Here is a 24418-nt window from a genome sequence, read left to right on the forward strand (position 1 = left end):
GCAATACTTTTTCTATAAATTATTCAAAATTTTTCGCAAAAAAAATTGATTAAAAGAGAATATTTTCGCATTAAAACAATTATATGAATATTTGTGTACTAGAATGGGGAATTAGCAGCATTTATAAAGTTGATAAAATTAAAGGAAGTATAATATTTTATGTGATTTTAGAGGATCTAGAATATCGGTAGTAGGTCAAATATGAAATGTATTTGCTGGAGAAATATTTTTAAAATGATAAGGATATTACATACTTGATACTGTTTTTATATGAGAAATTACAGTGGAGCATGAAAAATCACAGCAAAATAATTAAGAAAAAATTTTCTGTCTCACTATTAGAAGTAATCTTAGTTCATGAGATATAACTCGGTATAAGATATATTATGTTAACTAAAAAATCAAAATGGGAAAGATTTCAATGGATGCCTTTTTTTAACCTATCTTTTTAGATTACCTTAGCTATATTCTAATTATTATTGTTATTGCAGTATTTTCGGCGATTCACTTTTTCATACTAAGCCATTAAATTTTTTCCAATATTATAAGGTGCTTGTACTATTGAACCTATAATTTACTTACTATTTCGTGCAATCATATTTTTATATAGGTTTTACAACATTTCCTATGGTTACAGGTTCTTCTTCAACACATTTTGAATACTTACTTGTTTTGTTGTTACAAATTATGTAAAATAAACGAATATTCGTTCGGTTTCTTTTGTTTACATCTTTTCTTATTTACTTGGTTGTGCTTTTATATGTTTTTCGTTTTTTTATGGCGCAACGATTTTTAAACAATAATGGTTTATTTAGAACCATATTTTATTAGAACTATGTTCTTTTCCTCTCTAAAGCGTAAAAAGGTAGCAATAAATTAAAGGGCGGCCAAATTGCTGCTGGACGCCCTCTTTTTCAACTAGATTATAATTTAGCAATAGATAAGTTTGTAATGTCTGTGCTTAATAAACGAACTACACCGCTAACAACAGCAATCCAAACTAGCAAATTTTCTTGGAATGCGACAAAAATTCCTTGTGTGTTGCTGAAACCATTGCCTGTTACAGCGATGGAATCTCCGAATTCCAATTCTAAATATTTATGCATTTCGTCATTCACCTCCATCGTTGAAGCTACTATAGTAGATGCACGATTTTTTATTTGTTTTGAGGCAAATGAACTAGATTTTGAAGAAAAAAATGATATTTTTTGCTAAAGAAAATCTATAAAAACTCTATCTCGACAATTGCCTATTTTCTCTCATGTTCTTTTATCAGTAAAAAGCCTAAATTAGTTTAATCATAAAAATCGAAACAACACGCAGGCATGAGGTAATGAAGATTTTGTTAAATTTCATTAGAATTCATGAAAAATCATCATTAATATGATATAACTTTCATAAAATTTACAAGATAACGGCCATACATAAAATAATGGGATCGGTTCGAAAAAATTACTTTTCAGAACAAAACAATAGATTTCTACTACGTTATTTCTCCAAAAAGTATATAATAGCTATATGGAGGTCGAATATGTTAAAAATAAAAAAAATTGAGTTTATTAAAGCCGTATATGATGAATCTTTATCGCATAATATTTTTTCCATTGCTAATATCTATTTTTCAAACTATCCGCCCATTTTAGGAGCTTTAATATATTGGAAAAAAAATAATTCCCGTTCTGAATATACCCGTGAAGGCGAATATAAATTTTTCTACAATTTAGATGATATTACTTATTTTGCTGCAGTGAAATTTCCAAAAGGGACGAAATTAACGAGGGATCAAAAACAGGAACTATCCTATATTTTATTAGATGAACGAGGTTCCATTGGCACTTATACCTTTAAAACCCATCCAAATCGAAGAAAACGATTTAATCCAAAAAAAACCTTGGAACAATTAAATATGCCTGAAAATTTTGATGTGACTTCTATTCCGTTTCATTATGGCCCTATTATTGATGAACAAAGTGTGGAAGAATTAAGAAGGGAAAATCCCCATTTAACAAAAGAATTTATTGTTGACTATTGTTATTGGAGATACCGATTAATCAAAATGCATCCGACTGATTTTGAACCTTATTTAAAATATGTAGATTTTGCCTATGTATGCTATGCTTGTGATCAAATATCCGAAAAATATTTAATTGATCATTTGGATTTAGTGGACGTTTCCGCATTGCAATATAATTATCCTGTGCTTGCTAGACTCTCTCCCTCTTTTAAAAAATATGTGATTGATGAATTAATTCGCAATAAAAAGGAAATTAATCCTCATTTTGCCGACGAAATCGATACCTTCATTGAGGATGATACGTATTTTAGTGAATATGCCACAATTGATTTGTTGGATGAAGAACTGTTCGAAGAGGAAGAAGAAAAAATAGATTTTCACTTTTTTGAATTTGACCGTGGTCCATATAAATGGCCAGGCAGCGAACATCTGGTGAAAGGGATTCCTTCCCTCGCCTCTCAATTATATGATGATATGGGCTATAAAAAACCAACAAACGAAGAAATGGATGAACAATTCAGCAAATATAATGAAAAACAAATCTCTTTAATTAGCGCCATTTTAGAGCCACACTGGCTAAATCGCTACAAAGATCGAATCGATTGGAAAGCTGCTTGCTTATATAATAAACACTTGACGGATGAATTTTTAAATGAACATATTGAATATGTCGATTTTGAATGTTTAGGCAATAATTTAAGCTGTGTTCTATCGGAAGAATTCATAGAAAAGCACATGAACCAATTCAATCACGACAAGCCTGTTCCATTAATTATCCGTTTTTTAACGGTGCAAATGTATTTAAATCATAAAGATAAAATTAAAGTGAATTCCGATTTGCTGTTCCAATATTATAACAGCATCGGTGCACCGGAATATAAACGAATACTTGATTTATTGGATGAATAAGAATTTCGAACGCCATTTTAAAAATGGTGTTTTTTTTTAAAATTAAACCGCCCTACTTGTTGTAGCTAACAAGTAAGGCGGTTTAACCGACTCGAATAATATATAGATGCAAATTCATAACCTCTCTTCTATTTGGGGTTCATGCAGAAAATCATTTCTACCCGTTTGCTTGTTCTTTTGTTTTTTTGGCATGTTCATTGAATTGGTCTAATTGCTCTTGGGATAAATGTTCAATGAAATTAGCAAAATTGATTGGTTCAAGACCAAATTGCTCACATTTTGAAACGTAATATTCATATCCTTCTTGATAAGTTGTCATATAAATCACTCCTTTGTACTATAACAGTTTATTTTTGTTGTTTCTAATATAGTACAGAATTATTTTCCTGTCAATAAAAAGTTGAAAGACTTGTCTAAATTTTTAAACAAGTAATTTCTTTCTTATATGAGGCTTTTTACGACTTTTGCAATTGTGGCGCCATCCGCTTTTCCTGCAAGAAGCGGTTTTGCAATTTTCATTGCCTCTCCCATATTCATTCCTTTTGTAATGCCGGCTTTCACTAAAGCATCCGCGATTTCCACTTCAGACAACTGTTTTGGCAAGAAGCTTTGCAAAATCTCCAGCTTTCGATTTTCCTTCTCGATTAAATCTTCCCGTCCAGCTTGTTTTGCCCCTTCCAATGCTTGATGTGTTTGTTTAACTTCTCGATTAACAACCGCTATCTCTTCTTCATGGGAAAGTTCAGAACCTTTCTCCTTTTCCGCTTGATCCAGGGCGGATTTTAGTAGCGTTAATACCCCTTTCGCCACAGCGTCTTTCTCTTTCATCGCCTGCTTTAACTGTTCAAAAACAGCTTGTTTCATCATATTATTTTTCTCCTTTCATGGCATTTCATGAATATTATAATAAAAATTTTCAATTCCATGTATGAAATGAACCTGCAACCTCATTTTTATTCTGAACTATTATTTAAATTATTGCTATTTTATGTATAAAAAGTTCTACAAACTTCTAGAAAAACTTTACACAAACGGATTATCAGAATTTTCATAGTTGATAAAATATTAAATAAAGTTAATTCTTTCATCTATTTCAACAATCGGTGTGGCAACAGCCATTATGATTTCAGGAATCTGCAGGTGCAGCAAACCTTGGTGTGGCAGCATCAGGCGTCGGCATGTGCATTGCAGCCTATAAAGCCATCATTTAGGAACAGCCATTGCCCATTTTGCTTCAGCCAAAATTGAAATGCGCAATTTCTTTATGAAGCCGCGCATTGCATATCCTATGATTTTAACAGCCGCGATTTAAGGCGGATTGTTCGGAGTACTTCAAATTGTCGGAACACCATAACAGCGCAGGATTTGAACTAGCCGGATTTGTCGGTCCATTAAAATATTTGGATTTAGTTGGCTGGAATTTCAAAAGTATTACAATATCCATTACGATGTTCATCGCATTGCCTGCTATTTTAAATATTGTCTTCTTAAAACTCTTTGAAAAGAAATTTAAATGGATTAAATCTGATGATTATTTAGTTTCATACGAAAATGAACACATCTTGGGATGAGGCTGGGACATAAACAAAAAATTAAAGGGGTAGTTGAAAGGGTTTTGATAAATATTTGATATAACTAAAAATTGATTGAAGTGACGGGGCGACTCCTCCCAAACCAATTTCAAAAATAAGGAAACAGAGCGAATGGAAAAACTCATTGTTTTCTCCATTCGCTCTGTTTTTATGGACTTTTTAGACAAGCCCCTTATTATTATTTCACAGCATCTGATAATAAATTTCCTGTTTCTTCATCATAGAATCTTAGCAAGTCGCCATTGATAATCTTGTCAGAATACTCAAGTTCTTTCTGTGCCCGTTCAATATAAGGCTTGCATCCTTGAATATCTACTTCTTCCCCAGTCGCGCGATCGAAGCATGTTTCTTGAGCATACACATATTTATCTGTTACAAATCGACCATCGCGGAAGATAACGAAGTCTTCATGCTCATCAGAGAACAAATCGGCACCTAATTGCATATCGTTGGAAGTATCAATGCCCAATAGGTGTAAAATTGTTGGTCTTAAGTCCATTTGACCTCCGACTTTATCAATGACTTGCCCATCACCTGAACCAGGAATATGGATAAATAAAGGAACCGATTGCAATAGAGCAGTATCATATGGTGTAATTACGTCTTTGCCTAAATACTGTGCCATTGCTTTGTTATGGTTTTCGGAAATACCATAGTGGTCGCCGTACATAACAATAATGGAATTATCATATAAGCCTTTTTCTTTTAATTGCTCAAAGAAGACTTTCAATGCTTCATCCATGTAACGAACTGTTTGGAAATAACGGTTCAATGTACCTGAATTTGAATTATATTCAGGAATGATTTTATCTTCTTCATCCAATGTGAATGGGAAGTGGTTTGTTAAAGTAATCATCCGTGTATAGAATGGCTGTGGTTGTTCCGCCAATAATTCCACAGATTGCTCAAAGAACGGAATATCTTTTAATCCCCAGTTCACTGAATTTTCATCATTCACATCATAATAAGTCATATCATAGAATTTCTGCATTTTTAAGGATTGGTACATCATGTCGCGGTTCCAGAAAGATTTATTATTCGCGTGCATGACACTCGTGTAATAGCCATTTTTTCCAAGCTTTTCAGACATGGAGTTAAATGTATTTCCGCTGTGGGTAAAGAATACCGCACCACGATCTAATCCAAAAAGCGAGTTTTCTAATATAAATTCCGCATCACTCGTTTTTCCTAAACCCGTTTGATGATAGAAATTGCTAAAGTAATACGTATCTTTATCATGAATCAAAGAGTTTAGGAATGGCGTTACTTCATAACCATTCATATCATTTTGCAAGACAAAATTTTGCAATGACTCAAGCTGGATGACAATTAAGTTTCTGCCTTTATATTTACCAAACATTTTTTCATTAACAGCAGCTTGGTTCGCTTGAACATAGTTGTTTACTTCTACCAATTCGCTACCATCGGCTAAAGCGCGCTGAGCGGAAGATTTGGATTGAATGTAAATGTCATATAAATGATAATTGTATGTTCCGATGTTTTTTACAAGCAATTCCCTGTCGAAACTGCGAGTTAATAGCTGTGGGCGCTCTGTTTCAGCAAGTCCCAAGTTTAAGAATAAAACAGCTAAAGATAAAACAAAATAGGCTCGACGAACTTCTTTGCGTACAGTATATAAATTTCCTAATTTTGGAATATATTTAATAGCAAATAGTATAATAAAAACATCAATAAAGTACAATAAATCTTCGAAACCAATAATTTCCGCAACAGATGTTCCTAAGTCGCCAAAGTTGCTTGTTTGAAATAGTACAGGAAGCGTAATAAAATCGTTAAAGAATCTGTAAAAGGCAACGTTTGCAAATAACACGATGCTTAAAACAATGCTCATTCCAACGATCCAACGATTACGCGCTTTTTCTGTTTTGAAAAATAAAGATATACCGTAAGCAAATAATAAAAAGCTAAGTGGATTTATAAATAAAATGAACTCTTGCATCCCATTTTCTAAATCAAATTCAAAGCTGGTTCGATAAACAACAGCAGTTTTAATCCAAGTCGCTAAAATGGCAATGATTAAAATTGAGTATTTTGGCCATTTCCATGACTTCATGTTATATCCCCCTTTTCATGGTTTAAAGAACCCATCAAAAAAATTACATATTCTACATATGTTCCAATTAAGCAAATAATATCTTAATCCTTTTTATCCTATTAAGCAATGAAAAGCAACACCTAAAATCAAAGAGTATGTGTTATAAAAATTATATATAACCTTACCTTAGCCATTCTCCCAAAATAATTACGTTTTTCTTACAAAAAGGTTCCCAAAAAGAAAGCAGTGGAGTTTCCACTGCCGGAAATAAGACCTTACAAGTCTAAATCTTTTTGCCACTCTAGTCAATCAAGAAATTCTTCTATTTTTTACAATTCTTAATAGTTCGCGTTCCGTTTTCGCTCTTCTTCATTTTGAATCTCATGGCGAAGAATTAATAAGGCTGATTGATATTCTTTTACATCTAAAATTTGCGCCTTATATAATTCGCGAATTTCATCTTCCATCATCATCAAATCGCCTAAACGATCCCCTGTATAAATAAAAGAACCATATTGTTTCAACAAATTGCGAATATCAAGAACGGTTTTCATTTCTCACCCTCCGATTGTCCACACAATTGATGATTGTTTTTTCTGTATATATATAATCCACAGGAATATCGTGGGATTCCTTTGGCAATTCATCTACAACTTGCAAATGAAAAGCAAGGGCTATTTTTTGTCCGTGGTAATGGGCTAAATAGCGATCATAATAGCCGCCTCCATAACCAATTCGATAGCCTTTATTGTCAAATGCTATGCCTGGCACAATCATGACATCAATCTCATTTGAAGGCACAAAAGCCGTTTGTTCCGGTATCGGTTCTTTTAAATCCATATAAACCGTTTCCAGTTGTTGAAAACTAGTGATTTCGTAAAAATCCATTGCCCGGCTTTTCGGATTGCATTTTGGCACAACAACCCGCTTTTTCATTCTCCACAATGCTTCAATGATTTCGTCGGTTTTGACTTCCGGCGGTCTTGAGATTGTGACGGCGATCGTCCGGCATTGCTCGAGGAAGGGTTCTTTCAATAAACGTTCTTTAATCATCGTTGAGAACCGACAATATTCTTCATTGGACAATTCATTTAAAGAAGATCTTATATGATGTCGCCAATTTTTTTTATTCAATGAACATCAACCCTTTACATATACATAAAAAGCCAAAACCGGAAATGGTTTTGGCAAAAAAAATTACTTCGTTTCACGGTGAAGAGTGACTTTCTTCTCGCGAGAGCAATATTTTTTAAGTTCAAGACGTTCTGGATTGTTGCGTTTATTTTTTGTAGTAATATAATTGCGTTCTCCGCATTCAGTGCAAGCTAAAGTAATGTTTACACGCATGATTAACCCTCCCACTCTCTATCATGAATTGTAATATGAGCAATGATTTATACGACTAAGTCATTATATCATAAATTGAAAAAAAATCTAGCATCATTTATTAATTCTTAACCTTATGTTAAAATAATTGAAAAAATGCTTCGTTCGGAGGAACCATTGTGGAACTATCAACAATTCTGATCATCATAGGCATTATTTCTATTATTGTATCCTTTTTCATAAAAGATACATCAAAAAAAATGGAAAAAGAGATGGAAGATTTGTCCATACAATTTTATCAAGAAATGAATGCCATCAAACGAAGATTAAAAGTCGTCGAAGAAGAGCTGCTGCTTGAACCTTCCTTCAAAGTGAAGCCGGCAAAAAAACCGGTGGACCAGAAAAACATTCAAAAACAGATGCCAAATAAACCGGTTAATCAAATATTGGTGCAGCAAGTGATTGAATTGAACCGCCAAGGGCATTCCATCGATGAAATTTGCAAACTATCCACCTTATCAAAGGAACAAGTACTTCAAATTCTTAGTCGTGGAGGTCAATCATGAAACGATCGACTTTTCGTGGTTTCGGAATTGCTTGCATCTTAAGCGGATGCCTCATGATTGGGTGGGATTATTTCTTTCCGGCCGAATCCACATCAGACGAAATTGTCAAATATGAAGAAAAGATTACTCAACTTGAATCCCAATTAAAGGAAAAGGAGCAGCAGCTAAAAGAAATGGAAAATCAAACTTCTACAAATGACTCAAAGGAAGAAGGCACAACGACTCAATCGGCTGCTGAAGAAACGGCGTCTCCCAATGAACAAGGCGATGTAACAGAAGGAATTTTATATATTTATTCCGGCCTAACGCCATATGAAATATCAAAAAAATTGAAGGATATGGGCATTATTCAAAATGCTGTGGAAATGGAATTGTTTCTAGCACAGCCAGAATACGCCCGTTCCATTCAAAAAGGCCAATATAAGGTAAATTCTTCCATGTCCGTTGAAGAAATTGCTAATTTAATAACAGGAAAACGAAACTCATAAATGTATTCCCTAAGCAGAAAAACATTCCATCTGTTTAGGGTTTATTTTTATAATAATTGAATCAAACAAGGTTTTCTTCAATAAAAGTTACATTGATTGTAAATGAGGATTATAATATTTATTTCTTTTGATCCACGACAACATATCCATAAATTAATACAAGCATTCAAAAGAAGAAGTAGTCGAATATTAAGAGAAAATTACCCGTCATTAAAAAGTAGGCTTCCTTCGCTTTGGACTAGAAGTTATTTTTGTTGTAGGGATTTTTTGATCCAGCTTCGGATGGAACGGGGTTATCGGCTTTATCAGTGCATTAATCATTACATCTCTCCTATTAGCTGTTATACTTAGCTTTAATAACCGCATTTCCGAAAGGGAGGAAATCTGATGAATATTTATGATATTGATGTGACGACAGCAACAGGAGAAACCTACTCATTAAGCCGATACAAAGGCCAGGTCATGTTAATTGTCAACACCGCTTCAAATTGCGGTTTTACCCCGCAATTTGAAGAATTGGAAAAGCTATATCAAAAATATAAAGATCGGGGATTTGTCGTTTTAGGGTTTCCTTCTAATCAATTCAAACAAGAATTGCCATCTGCAAAAGAAGCAGAAGCCGCTTGCCGCCTCCATTACGGCGTTACTTTCCCCATCCACGAAATGGTTGCGGTGAATGGGGAAGAAGCCCATCCATTATTTCAATTTTTGACCAGCCAAAAGAAAGGCGTTTTAAGTTCCAAAGTGAAATGGAATTTTACAAAGTTTTTAGTGAATCGGAATGGAGAAGTTGTTGCCCGCTTTGCACCCATTGATAAACCTTCCAAATTCGAAAAAGAAATCGAGAAATATTTATAAAAAAGGGCGCCACAAGAATGCGCCCTTTTCCATTTATATAGCTGCTAAAAAAGTTTCCATGATTTTTGTTCCTGTTGGGGTGCCAATGGACTCCGGATGGAATTGCACCCCGTAGACAGGCAACTTTTTATGTTGAATGGCCATAATTTCCCCATCATCTTTTGCCGTTGCGATTACTTCAAATTCATTGCTTAAAGTGCTTGGTTCAATCACTAATGAGTGATAGCGCATCACTTCAACTTCCCCGTCAACTTTTTGGAACAGCCCTTTCTGTTCATAATTTAATAGAGATGTTTTCCCATGCATAATGCGTCTCGCTTGCACAATTTCACCCCCAAAGGCCGCACCGATGATTTGGTGCCCTAAACATACACCTAAGATTGGAACTTTATTGTAAAGCTCTTGCACAAGTTGCACGCTTTGAGGAATTTCATCAGGATTGCCAGGACCCGGAGATAATATAATGGCTTCCAGCTGCAACGAACGAATTTCCTCAATGGTGATGTCATCATATCGGACGACTTTGACCTCTTTTCCCAAAGCGGCAATTTGCTGATATAAGTTGTATGTGAATGAATCATAATGATCGATTAATAAAATCATCGCTCTACCTCCAACAACGCCTTCATTTTATTGATCGTTTCCTCATATTCAGACTCAGGAATGGAATCATATACAATACCTGCTCCAGCTTGAACGTAGGCTTTGCCGTCTTTCACAATCATCGTGCGGATGGCAATGGCCAAGTCCAGATTGCCGTTTATGGAAATATATCCAATCGCCCCTGCATAAACTCCGCGCTTCTGTTGCTCCAGCTCGTTGATAATTTGCATGGCGCGGATTTTTGGAGCACCGGAAACCGTTCCTGCTGGCAAACAGCTCGTCACCACATCCACCACATGAACATCTTCCCTTAATTCACCAATCACTTCTGAAACGATATGCATAACATACTTATACCGTTCAATTTTCATATATTTTGAAACTTGCACTGTGCCTATTTTAGAAACACGGCCGAGATCGTTTCTTCCTAAATCCACAAGCATCCGGTGTTCTGCAAGTTCTTTCTCATCATCTAAAAGGATTTGTTCAAGTCTTTCATCTTCTTCCTTCGTCTTTCCTCGAGGTTTCGTTCCTGCGATTGGATTGGTTTTAATGATGCCATCCGTAATTTTCACTAAGCTTTCTGGAGAAGTTCCAAGAATTGTATAATCATCAAACTCCAAATAATACATATAAGGCGATGGATTGGAAGTGCGCAATCTCCGATATAGAGAAAAAGGATTCCCTTTAAAATCGGAAGTAAAACGTTGAGATAATACAACTTGGAAAATATCGCCGCATTCTATATATTGCTTCGCCTTTTTCACCATCTTCACAAAGGTGTCTTGAGCAATCGTTGGCTGAAATTGAATATCGCTTTTTTCCACATCAATGAAAGTAGACCCATTTTTCAATTGTTCTTCAATTTGATCAATACATTCTCCCATTTCTTTTTCCGATTTGCCTTCAGAAAATAAATCAATCGCCACAATCGTTACTTTTTGCAATAAATGGTCGATGACAATAAAGCGGTCATAAAAGAGAAGATGCACATCCGGCATATTTAATTCATCCGGCAACACTTCGCCAATTTTTTCATTATAAAAAGCCGTATCATAGCTAAAGTAGCCGATTGCCCCACCAAAGAAGGAAAAAGGAAATGGTTCCTTTGTAATCGGAAGCAATTCTCTTAATTTTTGAAAAACCGATTCTTCTACCCTTTCCTCACTTCCTTCTTTTTTAAACAAATAGCTTTTGTTATCGCCGATTAATTCCGCAATCGGATCAAAGGCGATAAATGAATATCTTCCGCTTTCTTCATGTTTGGCGGCTGATTCAAACAACACTTTATTTCTGCCCTTTATGCTGAGAAAAGCGGAAATCGGGGTAACCATATCCCCTTGCAAAGTTTTCATTACATAATTCACTGTCTCTACTGTCATCTCGACTTTCTCCTCTCAACTCATCTGTTCTTCAATAAAAAAGGCTTCCCGAAATTAAAGGACGGGAAGCCGTGGTACCACCTTTATTGACATAAGAAACCTTATGTCCACTCAAAGTTGGTAACGTCAACAACACGCCAGCACCTACTCTAGTTCAGCGCTGGAGCTAGAAAGCCCATTCGCATTATGGACTGCACTAGCTTGCACCAACCGCTAGCTCTCTTCAGCAAATCCATAATACTACTCTTTTTCATCATCGCTTCCATATGAAGTTGAAATTATTTTATTATAAAATTTTTGATTATTCAATAAAAATTCCTCTAATTTCTTAGAAATGCCCCACGTTTTAACCGAAGCGGCCCGAAATATAGTCTTCCGTCCGCTGATCGCGGGGAGTAGAAAAGATTCGAGCTGTATTGTCAAATTCCACGACTTCTCCATTTAGGAAAAAGGCCGTTTTATCTGAAATGCGGGCGGCTTGCTGCATATTGTGGGTGACAATAAGAATCGTATAATTTTCCTTTAATTGTTGTATTAACTCCTCCACTTTTATTGTGGATATTGGATCAAGGGCAGAAGTCGGTTCATCCATTAGAATTACATCCGGCTCAATGGCTAAACACCGCGCAATGCAAAGCCGCTGCTGCTGCCCGCCTGATAGTCCATAGGCGTTTTGATGAAGGCGATCCTTCACCTCGTCCCAAAGAGCAGCCCCTCGCAACGATTGTTCAACGATTTCATCCAGTATCTTTTTATTTTTTACGCCATGGATTCTTGGTCCATAGGCGATATTATCATAAATCGATTTTGGAAAGGGATTCGGTTTTTGAAACACCATTCCTACTTTTGTGCGGAGTTCTTCCACAGGGTAATCTTTATCAAAAATATTCCGTCCCCGATAGAAAATTTCACCTTTTGTTTTCACCTTTGGAATAGTCTCCACCATGCGGTTTAACGCTTTAATAAAGGTTGATTTCCCGCAGCCCGATGGACCGATAATGGCCGTTACTTCATTTTCAATCACATCGAAATGAATATCCTTTAATGCATGATGTTCACCATACCAAAGATGAAAGTGGTTTGTTGAAATTACGGAAGTTTTTTCTTTTACTTGGATATAACGATTCACAACGTTTTTCATCTCAACAACAGCCGTTTTTCTTTCATTTTTCAATATCGTTTGCACCATTTCCCCACCACCTTAGTAACGTTTTTGAAATTTATTTCGAATAAACACGGCAATAGAGTTCATCAATATAAGAACAATCATCAACACGAGTATGCCTGATGCCGCAACATTTTGGAATTCTTCTTGAGGACGTTTTGCCCAATCGTAAATTTGAAGGGGCAAAGCCGTAAACTCACTCAGCAGCCCATTCGGCAAGAAATGCACAATCACTGGAATCCCAATTACAACAAGCGGCGCCGTTTCCCCAATGGCACGGGAAAATGCCAGAATGCTTCCCGTCAAAATTCCCGGTACGCTAGCTGGCAATACTACGTGCATGATCGTTTGCCATTTTGTTGCCCCCATTGCATAGGAAGCTTCCCGCATCTCTTTTGGAACTGCTCGAATGGCCTCTTGAGCTGCTACTATGATGACAGGCAAAATTAAAAGGCTCATCGTCAACCCGGCAGCTAAAATGCTTTTTCCGAATCCGAACAGACGCACAAAAATCGTTAGGCCAAGTAAACCAAAAACGATGGACGGTACTCCTGCCAAGTTGGAAATATTGGCGCGAATAAAATTATTCCAACGATTGTTTCTTGCATATTCTTCCAAATATATGGCTGTTGCCACACCGATAATTAACGATGTTGGGATTACGACAAGCATCATATAAACGGAACCCACTAAAGCCGCTTTCACCCCGGCTTTTTCAGGAAAACGGGAGGAAAAGTTATTTAAAAAATCCCAATCAAAATATCCTAATCCTTGAAAAATCATTCTTGCTATTAACACGACAAGGATGAATAAAGCAAAAACAGCAGCGAGAAAAAAGATTCCTTTCCCCATTTGATTCCTTCTCAAGCGAGTTTTTATACGCTTCATTACGAGTGCATCATCGATATATTTCGTCATGTTAATATTCCTCCCTGAAGCGTTTTGAAATGGTATGTGCAACAACATTCATTAGTAAAGTGAATACAAACAGCGTAAATCCTACTGCAAACATAGAATAGTAAATAGTTGTGCCAAAGCCTGCATCTCCGGAAGAAACTTGCACAATATAAGCCGTCATCGTTTGGATGGAGCCGGTAATATTCATATCAAAGGTTGGCGTTGCACCACCGGCAAGGGAAACAATCATTGTTTCGCCGATTGCCCTAGAAATGGCCAACACAATTGATGCAACGATGCCCGATAACGCTGCCGGGATAACGACTTTTAAAGAAACTTCCAGCTTTGTTGCTCCAAGGGCAAGAGCACCTTCACGAATGCTGTTTGGCACAGCATTCATGGCATCTTCAGATAAAGAGATGATGCTTGGAAGAATCATGATCCCCACTACAATCCCCGGACTAAGGGCGTTGAATAATTTCAACGATGGAATGAATATTTGCAAAATGGGTGTAACAAACGTCAAAGCAAAGAAACCATAGACAATGGTCGGCACTCCGGAAAGCACCTCCAAGATGGGTTTCATGATTCTCCGTGTGCGCTCTGTAGCATATTCGCTTAAGTAAATAGCCGCTGCTAAACCGAGAGGAACGGCGACGCATATGGCAATGAACGTTACTTTTAAAGTGCCCATCAAAAGCGGCAATACGCCGAAAGTTGGATTGCCGCTTGAAAATGGATACCATTCAGTTCCAAACAGATACTCGAAGATGGAAACTCTTTGAAAAAATTCAAATGTTTCAATGATGAGTGTGCTTACAATGCCCAGTGTGGCCATGACCGAAATAAGTGATGCTATCATTAATAAGATGGGCATGCTTTTATCCCGTACGTTTCTTTTCCGAGATTCCCCAATCCATTGTTGAATCGATTGGCCTTTTCTAATCCTTTGAGGCATTGGATGCTCCTCCCTTTGTTGCGTTTTAAAAAATGCGGGTCGATTAGTTGATTTGATCCAATATCTTTAATGCTTCATCATATTTCTCATCCGGCAGGCGCACATAGCCTACAGCTTCCGCCATATCCCCTGCATTTTCTAACGTAAATTTCATAAAGTCATAAAATACTTCATTTTCTTTAATTTTCCCATTATTGACAAATACGAATAACGGGCGGGAAAGAGGGGTATATTCCCCATTTTCAATCGTTTGATTTGTTGGTTCTACCCCATTGACGCTGACAGCTTTTAATTTATCCTTATTTTCTAAGTAATAAGCGTAACCGAAGAAGCCAATTGCATATCGATCGGATGCTACTCCTTGTACGATGACATTATCATCTTCAGATAATTGGGCAGAGCGAACTAAATCCTCCCCTTCCAATATCACTTCGTCAAAATAGTCAAAGGTGCCGGAGTCTGTTCCTGGTGCATAGTAAATGATTTTTTCATCTGGCCAAGAAGGGTCAATATCCGACCATTTTTTCTCCGTTCCATCCTCCACCCAAATTTTTTTCAATTGGTCCATCGTCAAATCGAGAGCCCAATCGTTTTCAGGATGAATAACAACCGTGATCCCATCATAAGCGATTTCGAATTTTGTATACTCTATGCCCGCGTTTTTTAAAGCTGTTATTTCTTCCTCCTTGGCATCCCTTGAAGCGTTCGTGAAATCCGTTTCGCCGGCGATGAATTTTTCAAAGCCGCCGCCAGTTCCTGAAACGCCAACAGAAATTTGTACATTTGGTTGAACATGAGCATACTCTTCCACCATTGCTTCCATTATGGGCGCCACCGTAGACGAACCATCTCCAGCAACTGTACCTGTCAATTGAGCATCTTCCGTTTGCTGTTGTGATGCTTTGCCGCTTGTTGCTCCTTCATTCGTTTCTTCTCCACATGCTCCAAGAAATAATGCAGAACCCAGTAAAACTGTTATTGATACATACTTCCATGTTTTCATTCGCTATTTCCTCCATCATTTATCATATTCCTTACATTTCTCACTTTAGCGTTCTTTTATTGATAGGATTTAAATGCTATGTTAAGAGATTGTAAAGTTCAAAATTTTTAATATCCTATCCTCTTGAAAGAAATAAAAAAAAACCGCAGCAAAAATGCTGCGGCCATTATTCATTGACCATTTGTTCTTCCGTATCTTCATCAATTTTTTCATCTGTTGTGGAAGGTAAAATTTCTTTATTGACTGTTTGATCGGAAATTTTGCTATTGGCATATTTATTTTTTAATTCAAAGTAGACATCCAAAACTTCACGGGCAATTTGGTTATTGTAGGAAGTATAACTATTGCTTGTTGTCACCCATGGAATAACGACGGCATAGGCAACTTCTGGGTTTTCATATGGCGCAAATCCTACATGGGTTAACGTAATAGTATGCGTTCTCCATTTTTCGCGGATCGGACCGTAGTATACAACTTCCGCAGTACCAGTTTTCCCTGCTGCTGTATATGGCGTATTGCCAAACACAGAGCGGGCTGTACCTTGGTTGCCGATATAAACTCGGCGCAAGCCTTTTTTGACATGATTAATTTCTTCGTCCGTATTGGATATTCGGTTTAAAATTTTTGGCTGAACTTCTTCAATCAGCGGACCTAATGTTTTTCCATCTTTTGATGGCTCACGCACTTCTTTTAACAGTCTTGGCTGCACGCGATAACCGCCGTTTGCAATCGTCGAAATATATTGAACGAGCTGCAACGGTGTGTACGTATCAAATTGTCCGATTGCCAAGTCTAAAATTTTACCTGGTGTATCCATTTCACCTTTGAATCCAGAAAACTCATTCGGCAAGTCAATTCCCGTGTTGACGCCTAATCCGAATTCTGCATATCCATTTCTCATTCTCAGCAAAGTATCATCTTTAATTTGCAATCCCATATTATAGCGGTATTCCAATCCAGCAAGTTTTAATGCTACTTGGAACATATAAGAGTTGGATGAACGCTCCAGGGCAGTTAAATCATTCATTGGGATGCGTCCACCACGGTTGAAGATGGAACTTTTCGGATCTGTACTTGCCAGTTTAATTGGCTGGTCCACTAACACCGTTCCAGGCTTAATAACGCCTTCTCTATAACCCGTCAATAAAGTGGCAGCTTTTATTGTAGACCCTACTTCATAAGCCGTCGTAAAGGTTCCATAAGAATAATCCACAATGATTTGTTTTCCAGTTTCAGGATCCCTCTCGATTTTTTTGCCCACCATCGCAAGAATTTCCCCAGTATGTGGATTCATCATAATATAGAAGGCGCGATCTAGGAGTGAAGAACCGCCAGCCGATTTCGCTTGAAGCAATTTTTCTTCTACAATTTTTTCTGCCGCTGCCTGCAATTCAATATCGATAGTTGTCACTAAATCTTTGCCCGGTTCCCCTTTAAAGGTAGTGATGGTGTCCACCACTTCGCCTTTTCGATTTGTCACGTTTTTCACAACCGATTTTCTTCCTTGCAGCAACTCCTCATATTGCGATTCAAAGTAACTTTCCCCAACCCGGTCGTTTCGGGAATAATCGCGGGCTAAGTAATAATTTAATTGAGATTTCGGTATACCTTTGCTTGGAACGGTTGTTCTGCCTAAAATCGCGAGCGAACTTAATTTCACCCTTTTCCAATCGGTTGTCGTATTGACGCCCGGCAAATCAAACAGCCGTTCAGAAACGCGGGCAAATTCTTCAGCCGTCACATTTTCACTTTTAATAATTTGTGGAGATAAATTATAACCCGATGCCATTTCACGATAAATCGCCAACACTTCCAAATCAAAATCCGAAAGCTCGGCCAATTCTTCATCGGTAATTCTCTCTCGCACTAACCGGTCAATTTCCATTTGTGCCTCTTTCTCGTCTTCATATTTTGCTTTTATTTGCTTTTCTTCATTTTTAGAGACTTTCGCATAAGCTTTTTCTTTATTTTTCATAATCCAGAAATCTTTTTTATCGCGAAGGGTTACCCGATTAGTCGGCTGTTCAATCAACTTGGCTAATTTTTCAGCCACTTCAATCATTTCTTCTTGAGTTGTAGTTGGAAATTTTGTATAGGTAATGGCGTTTTGAGGTTCATTATCGACTAAAATTCTTCCGTACCGATCGTAAATTCTTCCACGTGGAGAACTCGTATTTACCGATACTTCTTCTGTCCGTTGCACTTCCAGAACATATTCTTCCCCTTTTACAATTTGCAAATAGCCTAAGCGCAGTATTAAAATCGAGAATAAAATAAAAATCGAAATAAACAGAACGTTCATTCGAAATGAAAGGTTCGTACGAGAATCTCCCTTGCTGCTAGATTTCTTTAGCTTCCTCATCGGTACCCTCCTTTTCAAAGAAGCTCATTCATGGTCTTTAGTATAACACTTTAACGTATGAGAAAAAAGAAATTCCTTTCTTTAATATTTTGTAATGGTTCCGATTGAAAAAAGTTTCTTTTAAAAATAAAAAGAGAGAGTCTCCCTCTCTCCATTGTTATTTTGGTTCTTTGTCAAATGGTGTTGGTGAATAAATTCTAGTGACATTATTTGGTAATATGTAATCGGATGGCTTAGGGGAAATTCGAGGTTCCCCTAAGCGGTTTTTATTTTCGCTAAGTTTTGGGTAATGAATATTCGGTTTCTAAAGTGATAGAAGGATCGATAACCGAAAGAAATGCGTTTAATCACTTTGATTTTGTTATTAATCCCCTCTAAAATGCCGTTGCTATAATCATATTTCAACGTATTCTCCATGTAATTGATGTATTTGTTGATTGTCTTGATGGCGGTTTTCATATAGCTGGAAACGATATTTTGTTTATTCTCTAATGTTTTCTTTAGGAGCTCAAAGTCTTTGGTTTTGATGCAATGGCGAACGTATTGGTATAACTCATAGGACGCTTTTAATTCAGAATCTAAATCAATGAGATAGTGGAGAATCTCCACCTCACACATATGCTTTTTAAAGCAACGATGATATTTATAGTTCTTATAATCAAGTTTTGTTTGATCTTTCAGAAGGAGCTTCCAGTATTTTTTCAATTTATTGTAATTCTTTTTATCCCGATTCATGACGTTGATGCGCGTTTTGTTTAAAGCTCTGCTAAATAGTTGGAGGATATGGAATTTGTCGAGTATGATTTCCGCCTTAGGGAAAACTTCTTGGATTAAGGAAATATAAGGGCTGTACATATCGATGACAATCGTTTTTACCGCATCTCTCGCCTTCTTGGAATACCGTAAGAAATACTCTTTGAGGACATGTAATCTTCGGTCCTCCACGATATCCACAATCTCCCCCGTTTCAGAGTCACAGAAAATAAAGGACATCGCTCCAGCTGCGGATTTCACTGATTTAAACTCATCAAAACACAAATGCTTTGGAAGGTAGTGAACATTTGGTTGATAGTAGCTATAAAAGCTGTCAATGACTCGACTGACAGTGGCATGAGAAACATTATGTTTCATCGCAATATCTTTTTCGGAGATTTTATCTTTGGCGTTTAAAGCAATCGATACTTTAGTATTGTTGGAAATACAACAGTTTTTAGCCACGACGCTCGTTTTTAAAGTAAACGTGGAATGACAATGTTTACAGAAATAACGCTGTTTACGCAATTTTAAGTAGGTATGAAAACCTGAAATGCTAGGCATTTTAATGAGAGACGTTTTAAAACCGTGTTTAATGATTTGATCATCAAAGACATGTCCACAAGCATAGCACGCTTTTGGTTGGTAAGTTAATTGGCCATAAAAGACTTTTGATTGGACCCCTTTAATGAGTTCTTCTGCACAAAAATTTTCATCAAATGTGATATTTTTATCTTTAATATTTAATAAATTACGTATAGAATAATGATGAGACATGTGACATCACTCCTTGTAAATGTGGTTTTGGTCGATTACATTTTACCAGAGTTTTGTCACTGTCTCATTTTTTTGTTCAAAAAAATTGGTGCTGGTTTTTACTCACCAACACCAAATATTATAGAGCCGTTATTTTATTAATTCATCCACTTTTTCAATTGGCATCGGTTTATAAAAATAAAAACCTTGGGCTGTTGAACAATCCATTTTATGTATCAATTGCAACTGTTCCTGCGTCTCAACTCCTTCAACCACTGTATGTAAGCCCATATTTTTAGCTAATTGGATGATAGACTGAAGGATAATTCTTCCTTTATTATCGTCAACTTTATTGATGAAGTTTCGGGCAATCTTGATTTCAGAAATAGGCAGATTCATTAAATAGCTTAATGACGAAAATCCGATTCCAAAATCATCAACGGAATTTTCAAAACCATAATTCTGCAATTGTTTCAAGATCGCACTTGCCCGATCCACATCAACTAAACAAATGCTTTCAGTAATTTCCAATTTTAAATATTTAGGATCGATTTCGTATTTTTCAATTAAAGCGATTAAATCTTCGACAAAAGTTGGCGTGTAAAAGTGCGATGGCGAAATATTTACCGCCACTTGGTATAAACATAAGTTTTTCTCTTTTCTCATTTTCAGCCATTGGAGAACTTGCTCAATGACGAGCGTATCAAGTTCTTTGATTTGCCCTAGAGATTCTGCTACTTCGATAAATACAGCAGGCGATACATTTCCTAAAAGTTCGGAATACCATCTCGCAAGGGCTTCAAACCCTACCACTTCGCCAGTTTCAATTTTCACTTTTGGCTGAAGATAAACGGAAATTTCTTTATTCTGAATTGCACGAATCAATTCAATTTGGAGCTCCATCGATTTTTCGATTTCCAGTCCATATTCCTCTTTATACGAAACGACTGAATCGCCAGGAGATTTTTTTGCTACATTTAGGGCAATATCGGCAAAATGGATTAATTCATGGATATTCCCTGTGAAATAGCTTAATGAAACGACCCCAATATTAAAAGAAAGGAATAATTCCATATGGTTAATATTAAACGCATGATTTCTAATTTCTAACAATTTCTTTGTATAATATTCAATTTGATCCTCAAGGCAAATGCCAAAAACAATCAAAGAAGTTTCGGATGTCGTTGAAATAATGATTTCAATATCATATAATTCCCTGCGGATTCTTCTTTCAATTTCCTTTTGCAATAAAGACAGTTGGGCATTGTCAAAAAGATGGATGATTTGAATATAATTTGCCGGTTCAATTAGCAAAATAAATCCAGAAACATTTTGCCCTATGCGCTCTTGCAATTGATTGATAAAATAATTGTAATCGGTTAATCCAGAAATTGGATCAATCGATTTTAAAATTTCTGTTTTTTCTTTTTCTATAGAAATACTTTGATATTCCACTTCAAAGAAAATAACAACATCATAAGCATGTTTGCCCTCATCATCATAAAAAGGTTGATTCATGACTTCAATCCATAGGGTGCTTCCGTCTTTCCTTCTACACAATTCTTTTCTCTTTAAATGGTTTTTTTGGCTGAACTGAATGATCGATTCAATCGGTTTATTTTTCACTTCATCTGCTATGTATCCTGTTAATCTCGTAAATGCTTTATTGGCAAATAAAATATGGTGATTAACAGAATCTAGAATTAGAAAAGTGGTTTTAAATTGTTCGCCGATTCGACAGAGCCAAAAAAATAAATTATCCTTACTTAATTTTGTATCTAACAACAGCTGTCACCCCCTTCTGTTGCTCCCTACAAATATATATTATAGAAAAATATGAAAAAAAGCTACTTAATAGTATGCTTGCATTCTCACTATAATAAACATTAAACCGTCGATAATATTAAAAAATTTTCATCATAATGGATGAATTATTCATTTATTAAATAATTTTACAAAAAATTTTTTCAAAATTATTCTTTTCTAAGAATTTATATTTCTAAAAATAAATTTAAAAATCCTTATTATTGCTTTTCATTATAAAGCCAAAAAATATAAATTACCATCCACAATTTGGATGATAATTTATATTTCATTAAGACCAAAGGACGCATTTCAAATGTACTATGTTTAAAAAAATTATAATTGAATAACTTTTGGTTCTTTTCCTTTCGAATTCATAATCCGGATTTGGGAAGGAACAATTTTTATCACCACCATGTTCGGGTCATCTGGGCCATCAAACCAAAATTTTAATACCTTATTCCATACTTTTTCCTTCATTCCCTCATCAGAAGACGCTTCCGCTTTTCCCTCAATTTCCAAATAGGCATCACCAAATCCTTTTCCATCATATCCTATCAAAATGTGAACATATGGATTATTGGAAAGCTCTTCTACCTTATGGGTATCTTTGCTTGTGACCGTATACAAAGTTAAGTTATCGTTGTAAAAGGTCATATAGCGAGTATGGGGTTTATTGCCTTCAATTGTTGCCATCGTACCTACTAAATTGTCATTCAAAATTTTCTCTGCGATTTCTCGATCGGTTTTTGCCATGTCCATCACTCCATTCATCGTTTTTATTTTTAGTATTTTAAAAAATGCAGTCATTTATGTTAATGAATCGGCCGCCAATATTTCAAAAAATGTTCCGCCTTTGTCCTGCCAATTTGAATCAACTGTTCTTTCGCATCTTCATCCAAATCAAACTGCGTAGCGCTATAATGCTCCACTGGGATAAAAATAATATTTTTCTCATGCCTTCTTGAAATGTACCGATTATCATGGGCATTCATCATCGACTTAAATAATGCCTCAAATAAATGCAGCCCATTCTCGATTTTATGAGGAGGAATTTCTGAAGCGTGACTGCTGAGTTTTAACCCTAAAATTGGCCGAACCTTTTTCCCGTTATCATAAATCCACAATGGAAAATTGCTTAATACTCCGCCGTCGACAAAGATGGAATCTCCATTCCCATTGTGAATTTTTACTGGTTCAAAGAAAAACGGTATGCCGCAGCTCATTCTTAATGCTTTTGCAACCGAAAACTCTCTCCAATCTTTTCCATACAAATGCAACTCATCTGGCAGTACAATCATGCGGCCGTTTGTTAAATCTGAGACAACCACTTTTAAGGAATCTTTTGGCAAATCCCCAAAGGTATATACATTTTTTTCTGCTAATTTTTTCCACAGCCATTTTTCAAGAGCTTTTCCTTTATACAATCCTAAGCGTATATATAAATTCAACCATTTCATGAAAGGAAGGGTTTTCGAAAACCTCGGTGCATCGAGCAGCGATTTTGTATCCAATTCGTCCAATGCCTTCTCCATTTCCTGCACTGTATACCCGGCTGCAATAAAAGCAGCTACAATGGAACCGGCGCTTGTTCCAGCCACCCTTTTAAAGATATATCCTTTTTCCGACAATACTTGAAGGGCACCGATAAAGGCAAAAGCTTTTACTCCACCACCTGAAAAAACACCATCTATTTCCATGTACCTCTCCCTTATTTTTCATTGGTATAATAATGTAAGAAAAAATAAGGGATTTTAGAACTTTTTATCGAGAAGAATCGAAAGGGTTTAGTAAAAAATTCGCAAGCTATGTATATGCAGCTTGCGAATAGGTTGTCGAATATTATTCGTTTAAAATAGAAGGATTTTGCTTACTAGATGGCTTGCCTTTGTTTTCATTTTGATTTGCTTTTTTTGCTTTCTCATTTTGGCCAATCACATCCAAATCATCCGGGCTTAAATCATACCCATAGCCATATTCTTCTCGATCTAATGATTTTTCTTTTTTCTTCGCCATATCGGTCACCTCCATCAAACATAATGTGTCCCAAATTCTCCAATTTATGCGGAAGGTGAAAAATTGAAAAGTTCACTACAACTAACGAATTTTAGGAAGAAAAATATACAAAATAAAAATTGCTTCAACGCAAACAAAAAGGATCAGCCTTCACCCACAAAGGATGAAAGCTGATCCTTTCTTGCTAGCCGTTCAGAACTTGCAAGAAGCTCTGATCAGAAGAACCATTATTTTTTCGCAGCTGCGTATTTTTCAGCTACAACGTCCCAGTTTACTACATTCCAGAATGCAGAGATGTAATCAGGACGACGGTTTTGATATTTTAAGTAATAAGCATGCTCCCAAACGTCTAAACCAAGGATTGGTGTTTCGCCTTCCATGTATGGAGAATCTTGGTTTGGTGTAGAAGTAACTTTTAACTCGCCGTTTTTATCTACTACAAGCCAAGCCCAACCTGAACCGAAGCGGCCAGCAGCAGCTTTAGAGAATTCATCTTTAAATGCATCAAAGCTGCCGAATTTTGCATCGATCGCAGCTGCTAAATCACCTGTAGGAGCTTTTGCACCACCAGGAGTTAAAATTTCCCAGAACAAAGAGTGGTTGGCATGTCCGCCGCCGTTGTTGCGTACAGCAGTTTGTTTATCTGCAGGCACTGCATCAAGATTTGAGATTAATTCAATTAAATCTTTATCTGCGAATTCTGTGCCTTCAACAGCAGCATTTAAGTTTGTCACATACGTATTGTGGTGTTTCGTATGGTGAATTTCCATTGTTTGTGCGTCAATATGAGGTTCTAATGCGTCATATGCATAAGGTAATTTTGGTAATTCAAATGCCATGAAAATTTCCTCCCTTTATATAAATCAGTAATTTCTTACCTCTGCTATAAGATTATCAGAATAAATATAGCC

At 36.3% G+C, this 24418-nt stretch carries 25 protein-coding genes, 1 pseudogene and 1 other annotated feature; of the genes and pseudogenes, 6 read left to right on the forward strand and 20 right to left on the reverse strand.

The window, feature by feature from the left end; genetic code table 11:
* Positions 1 to 923 precede the first annotated feature (923 nt).
* A complete protein-coding gene (locus tag DKZ56_RS10375; protein ID WP_208649919.1) occupies positions 924 to 1106 on the reverse strand; it encodes a hypothetical protein in 183 nt (60 codons plus the stop codon).
* A gap of 425 nt (positions 1107 to 1531) precedes the next feature.
* On the opposite strand from DKZ56_RS10375, the gene DKZ56_RS10380 reads away from it, so the two are divergent.
* Positions 1532 to 2923: a nucleoside-diphosphate sugar epimerase gene (locus DKZ56_RS10380; protein ID WP_208649920.1), complete on the forward strand. Its 1392-nt coding sequence runs from the start codon at positions 1532 to 1534 to the stop codon at positions 2921 to 2923.
* Between the two features lie 157 nt (positions 2924 to 3080).
* On the opposite strand, the gene DKZ56_RS10385 is transcribed toward DKZ56_RS10380, so the two are convergent.
* The gene (locus tag DKZ56_RS10385; protein ID WP_208649921.1) at positions 3081 to 3242 is read right to left on the reverse strand and encodes an RFX family transcription factor; all 162 of its coding nucleotides are present in this window, start codon (positions 3240 to 3242) and stop codon (positions 3081 to 3083) included.
* Between the two features lie 122 nt (positions 3243 to 3364).
* Positions 3365 to 3790 (reverse strand): GatB/YqeY domain-containing protein, encoded by a 426-nt coding sequence (locus DKZ56_RS10390; protein ID WP_208649922.1) that lies wholly within the window; start codon positions 3788 to 3790, stop codon positions 3365 to 3367.
* Between the two features lie 470 nt (positions 3791 to 4260).
* Here DKZ56_RS10390 and DKZ56_RS15565 point away from each other — a divergent pair, with 470 nt between their 5' ends.
* Positions 4261 to 4494, forward strand: a complete 234-nt coding sequence (locus DKZ56_RS15565) for a PTS sugar transporter subunit IIC (protein ID WP_245989421.1) — start codon at positions 4261 to 4263, stop codon at positions 4492 to 4494.
* Positions 4495 to 4693: 199 nt separating this feature from the next.
* Here DKZ56_RS15565 and DKZ56_RS10400 read toward each other — a convergent pair whose 3' ends face one another.
* The 4 genes from DKZ56_RS10400 to rpmG form a co-directional block, all read right to left on the reverse strand.
* Positions 4694 to 6589 (reverse strand): LTA synthase family protein, encoded by a 1896-nt coding sequence (locus tag DKZ56_RS10400; protein ID WP_208649923.1) that lies wholly within the window; start codon positions 6587 to 6589, stop codon positions 4694 to 4696.
* A gap of 320 nt (positions 6590 to 6909) precedes the next feature.
* Positions 6910 to 7125 (reverse strand): YqgQ family protein, encoded by a 216-nt coding sequence (locus DKZ56_RS10405; protein ID WP_208649924.1) that lies wholly within the window; start codon positions 7123 to 7125, stop codon positions 6910 to 6912.
* Positions 7109 to 7705: a 5-formyltetrahydrofolate cyclo-ligase gene (locus DKZ56_RS10410; protein WP_208649925.1), complete on the reverse strand. Its 597-nt coding sequence runs from the start codon at positions 7703 to 7705 to the stop codon at positions 7109 to 7111. The genes DKZ56_RS10405 and DKZ56_RS10410 overlap by 17 nt, the downstream gene beginning before the upstream one ends.
* Positions 7706 to 7768: 63 nt before the next feature.
* Entirely contained in the window at positions 7769 to 7918 is a 150-nt protein-coding gene (gene rpmG, locus DKZ56_RS10415; RefSeq protein ID WP_208649926.1) for a 50S ribosomal protein L33, read from the reverse strand.
* Between the two features lie 158 nt (positions 7919 to 8076).
* On the opposite strand from rpmG, the gene DKZ56_RS10420 reads away from it, so the two are divergent.
* The 4 genes and pseudogenes from DKZ56_RS10420 to DKZ56_RS10435 all read left to right on the forward strand — a co-directional run bounded on the left by DKZ56_RS10420 (position 8077) and on the right by DKZ56_RS10435 (position 9809).
* Positions 8077 to 8463 carry a hypothetical protein gene (locus tag DKZ56_RS10420; protein WP_208649927.1) on the forward strand — a complete coding sequence of 129 codons (387 nt, stop codon included), beginning with the start codon at positions 8077 to 8079 and terminating at the stop codon, positions 8461 to 8463.
* A complete protein-coding gene (locus tag DKZ56_RS10425; protein WP_208649928.1) occupies positions 8460 to 8951 on the forward strand; it encodes a hypothetical protein in 492 nt (163 codons plus the stop codon). Before DKZ56_RS10420 ends, DKZ56_RS10425 begins: the two co-directional genes overlap by 4 nt.
* 114 nt (positions 8952 to 9065) lie before the next feature.
* Positions 9066 to 9302 (forward strand): annotated as a pseudogene (locus DKZ56_RS15980) (IS200/IS605 family transposase); the annotation flags it as partial.
* A 36-nt stretch (positions 9303 to 9338) separates the two neighbouring features.
* Positions 9339 to 9809, forward strand: a complete 471-nt coding sequence (locus tag DKZ56_RS10435; protein WP_208649929.1) for a glutathione peroxidase — start codon at positions 9339 to 9341, stop codon at positions 9807 to 9809.
* 33 nt (positions 9810 to 9842) lie between these two features.
* Here DKZ56_RS10435 and DKZ56_RS10440 read toward each other — a convergent pair whose 3' ends face one another.
* The 13 genes from DKZ56_RS10440 to DKZ56_RS10500 form a co-directional block, all read right to left on the reverse strand.
* Positions 9843 to 10412 (reverse strand): anthranilate synthase component II, encoded by a 570-nt coding sequence (locus tag DKZ56_RS10440; RefSeq protein WP_208649930.1) that lies wholly within the window; start codon positions 10410 to 10412, stop codon positions 9843 to 9845.
* Complete coding sequence (gene trpE, locus DKZ56_RS10445) at positions 10409 to 11794, reverse strand: anthranilate synthase component I (RefSeq protein WP_208649931.1); 1386 nt, start codon at positions 11792 to 11794, stop codon at positions 10409 to 10411. Before trpE ends, DKZ56_RS10440 begins: the two co-directional genes overlap by 4 nt.
* A gap of 54 nt (positions 11795 to 11848) precedes the next feature.
* Positions 11849 to 12060: a binding site (T-box leader), on the reverse strand.
* A gap of 80 nt (positions 12061 to 12140) precedes the next feature.
* On the reverse strand, positions 12141 to 12983 hold the full coding sequence (gene pstB, locus DKZ56_RS10450) for a phosphate ABC transporter ATP-binding protein PstB (protein ID WP_208649932.1): 843 nt from the start codon (positions 12981 to 12983) through the stop codon (positions 12141 to 12143).
* 12 nt (positions 12984 to 12995) lie between these two features.
* Positions 12996 to 13877, reverse strand: a complete 882-nt coding sequence (gene pstA / locus DKZ56_RS10455; protein ID WP_208649933.1) for a phosphate ABC transporter permease PstA — start codon at positions 13875 to 13877, stop codon at positions 12996 to 12998.
* 1 nt (position 13878) lies between these two features.
* A complete protein-coding gene (gene pstC, locus DKZ56_RS10460; RefSeq protein WP_208649934.1) occupies positions 13879 to 14814 on the reverse strand; it encodes a phosphate ABC transporter permease subunit PstC in 936 nt (311 codons plus the stop codon).
* Between the two features lie 43 nt (positions 14815 to 14857).
* Positions 14858 to 15817 carry a PstS family phosphate ABC transporter substrate-binding protein gene (locus DKZ56_RS10465; protein WP_208649935.1) on the reverse strand — a complete coding sequence of 320 codons (960 nt, stop codon included), beginning with the start codon at positions 15815 to 15817 and terminating at the stop codon, positions 14858 to 14860.
* A 166-nt stretch (positions 15818 to 15983) separates the two neighbouring features.
* Positions 15984 to 18179 carry a peptidoglycan D,D-transpeptidase FtsI family protein gene (locus DKZ56_RS10470; RefSeq protein WP_208649936.1) on the reverse strand — a complete coding sequence of 732 codons (2196 nt, stop codon included), beginning with the start codon at positions 18177 to 18179 and terminating at the stop codon, positions 15984 to 15986.
* A 255-nt stretch (positions 18180 to 18434) separates the two neighbouring features.
* On the reverse strand, positions 18435 to 19709 hold the full coding sequence (locus DKZ56_RS10475) for an ISL3 family transposase (RefSeq protein ID WP_208649937.1): 1275 nt from the start codon (positions 19707 to 19709) through the stop codon (positions 18435 to 18437).
* A 129-nt stretch (positions 19710 to 19838) separates the two neighbouring features.
* The gene (locus tag DKZ56_RS10480; RefSeq protein WP_208649938.1) at positions 19839 to 21473 is read right to left on the reverse strand and encodes an EAL domain-containing protein; all 1635 of its coding nucleotides are present in this window, start codon (positions 21471 to 21473) and stop codon (positions 19839 to 19841) included.
* Between the two features lie 354 nt (positions 21474 to 21827).
* Positions 21828 to 22247: a pyridoxamine 5'-phosphate oxidase family protein gene (locus DKZ56_RS10485; protein ID WP_208649939.1), complete on the reverse strand. Its 420-nt coding sequence runs from the start codon at positions 22245 to 22247 to the stop codon at positions 21828 to 21830.
* 59 nt (positions 22248 to 22306) lie between these two features.
* Positions 22307 to 23191, reverse strand: coding sequence for a patatin-like phospholipase family protein (locus DKZ56_RS10490; protein WP_208649940.1), 885 nt, complete (start codon positions 23189 to 23191; stop codon positions 22307 to 22309).
* A 142-nt stretch (positions 23192 to 23333) separates the two neighbouring features.
* Entirely contained in the window at positions 23334 to 23507 is a 174-nt protein-coding gene (locus tag DKZ56_RS10495; RefSeq protein WP_208649941.1) for a hypothetical protein, read from the reverse strand.
* A 227-nt stretch (positions 23508 to 23734) separates the two neighbouring features.
* Positions 23735 to 24346 (reverse strand): superoxide dismutase, encoded by a 612-nt coding sequence (locus DKZ56_RS10500; protein ID WP_208649942.1) that lies wholly within the window; start codon positions 24344 to 24346, stop codon positions 23735 to 23737.
* Between the last annotated feature and the right edge of the window lie 72 nt (positions 24347 to 24418).

Source organism: Ureibacillus thermophilus, from assembly GCF_004331915.1.
GTDB lineage: Bacteria > Bacillota > Bacilli > Bacillales_A > Planococcaceae > Ureibacillus > Ureibacillus thermophilus.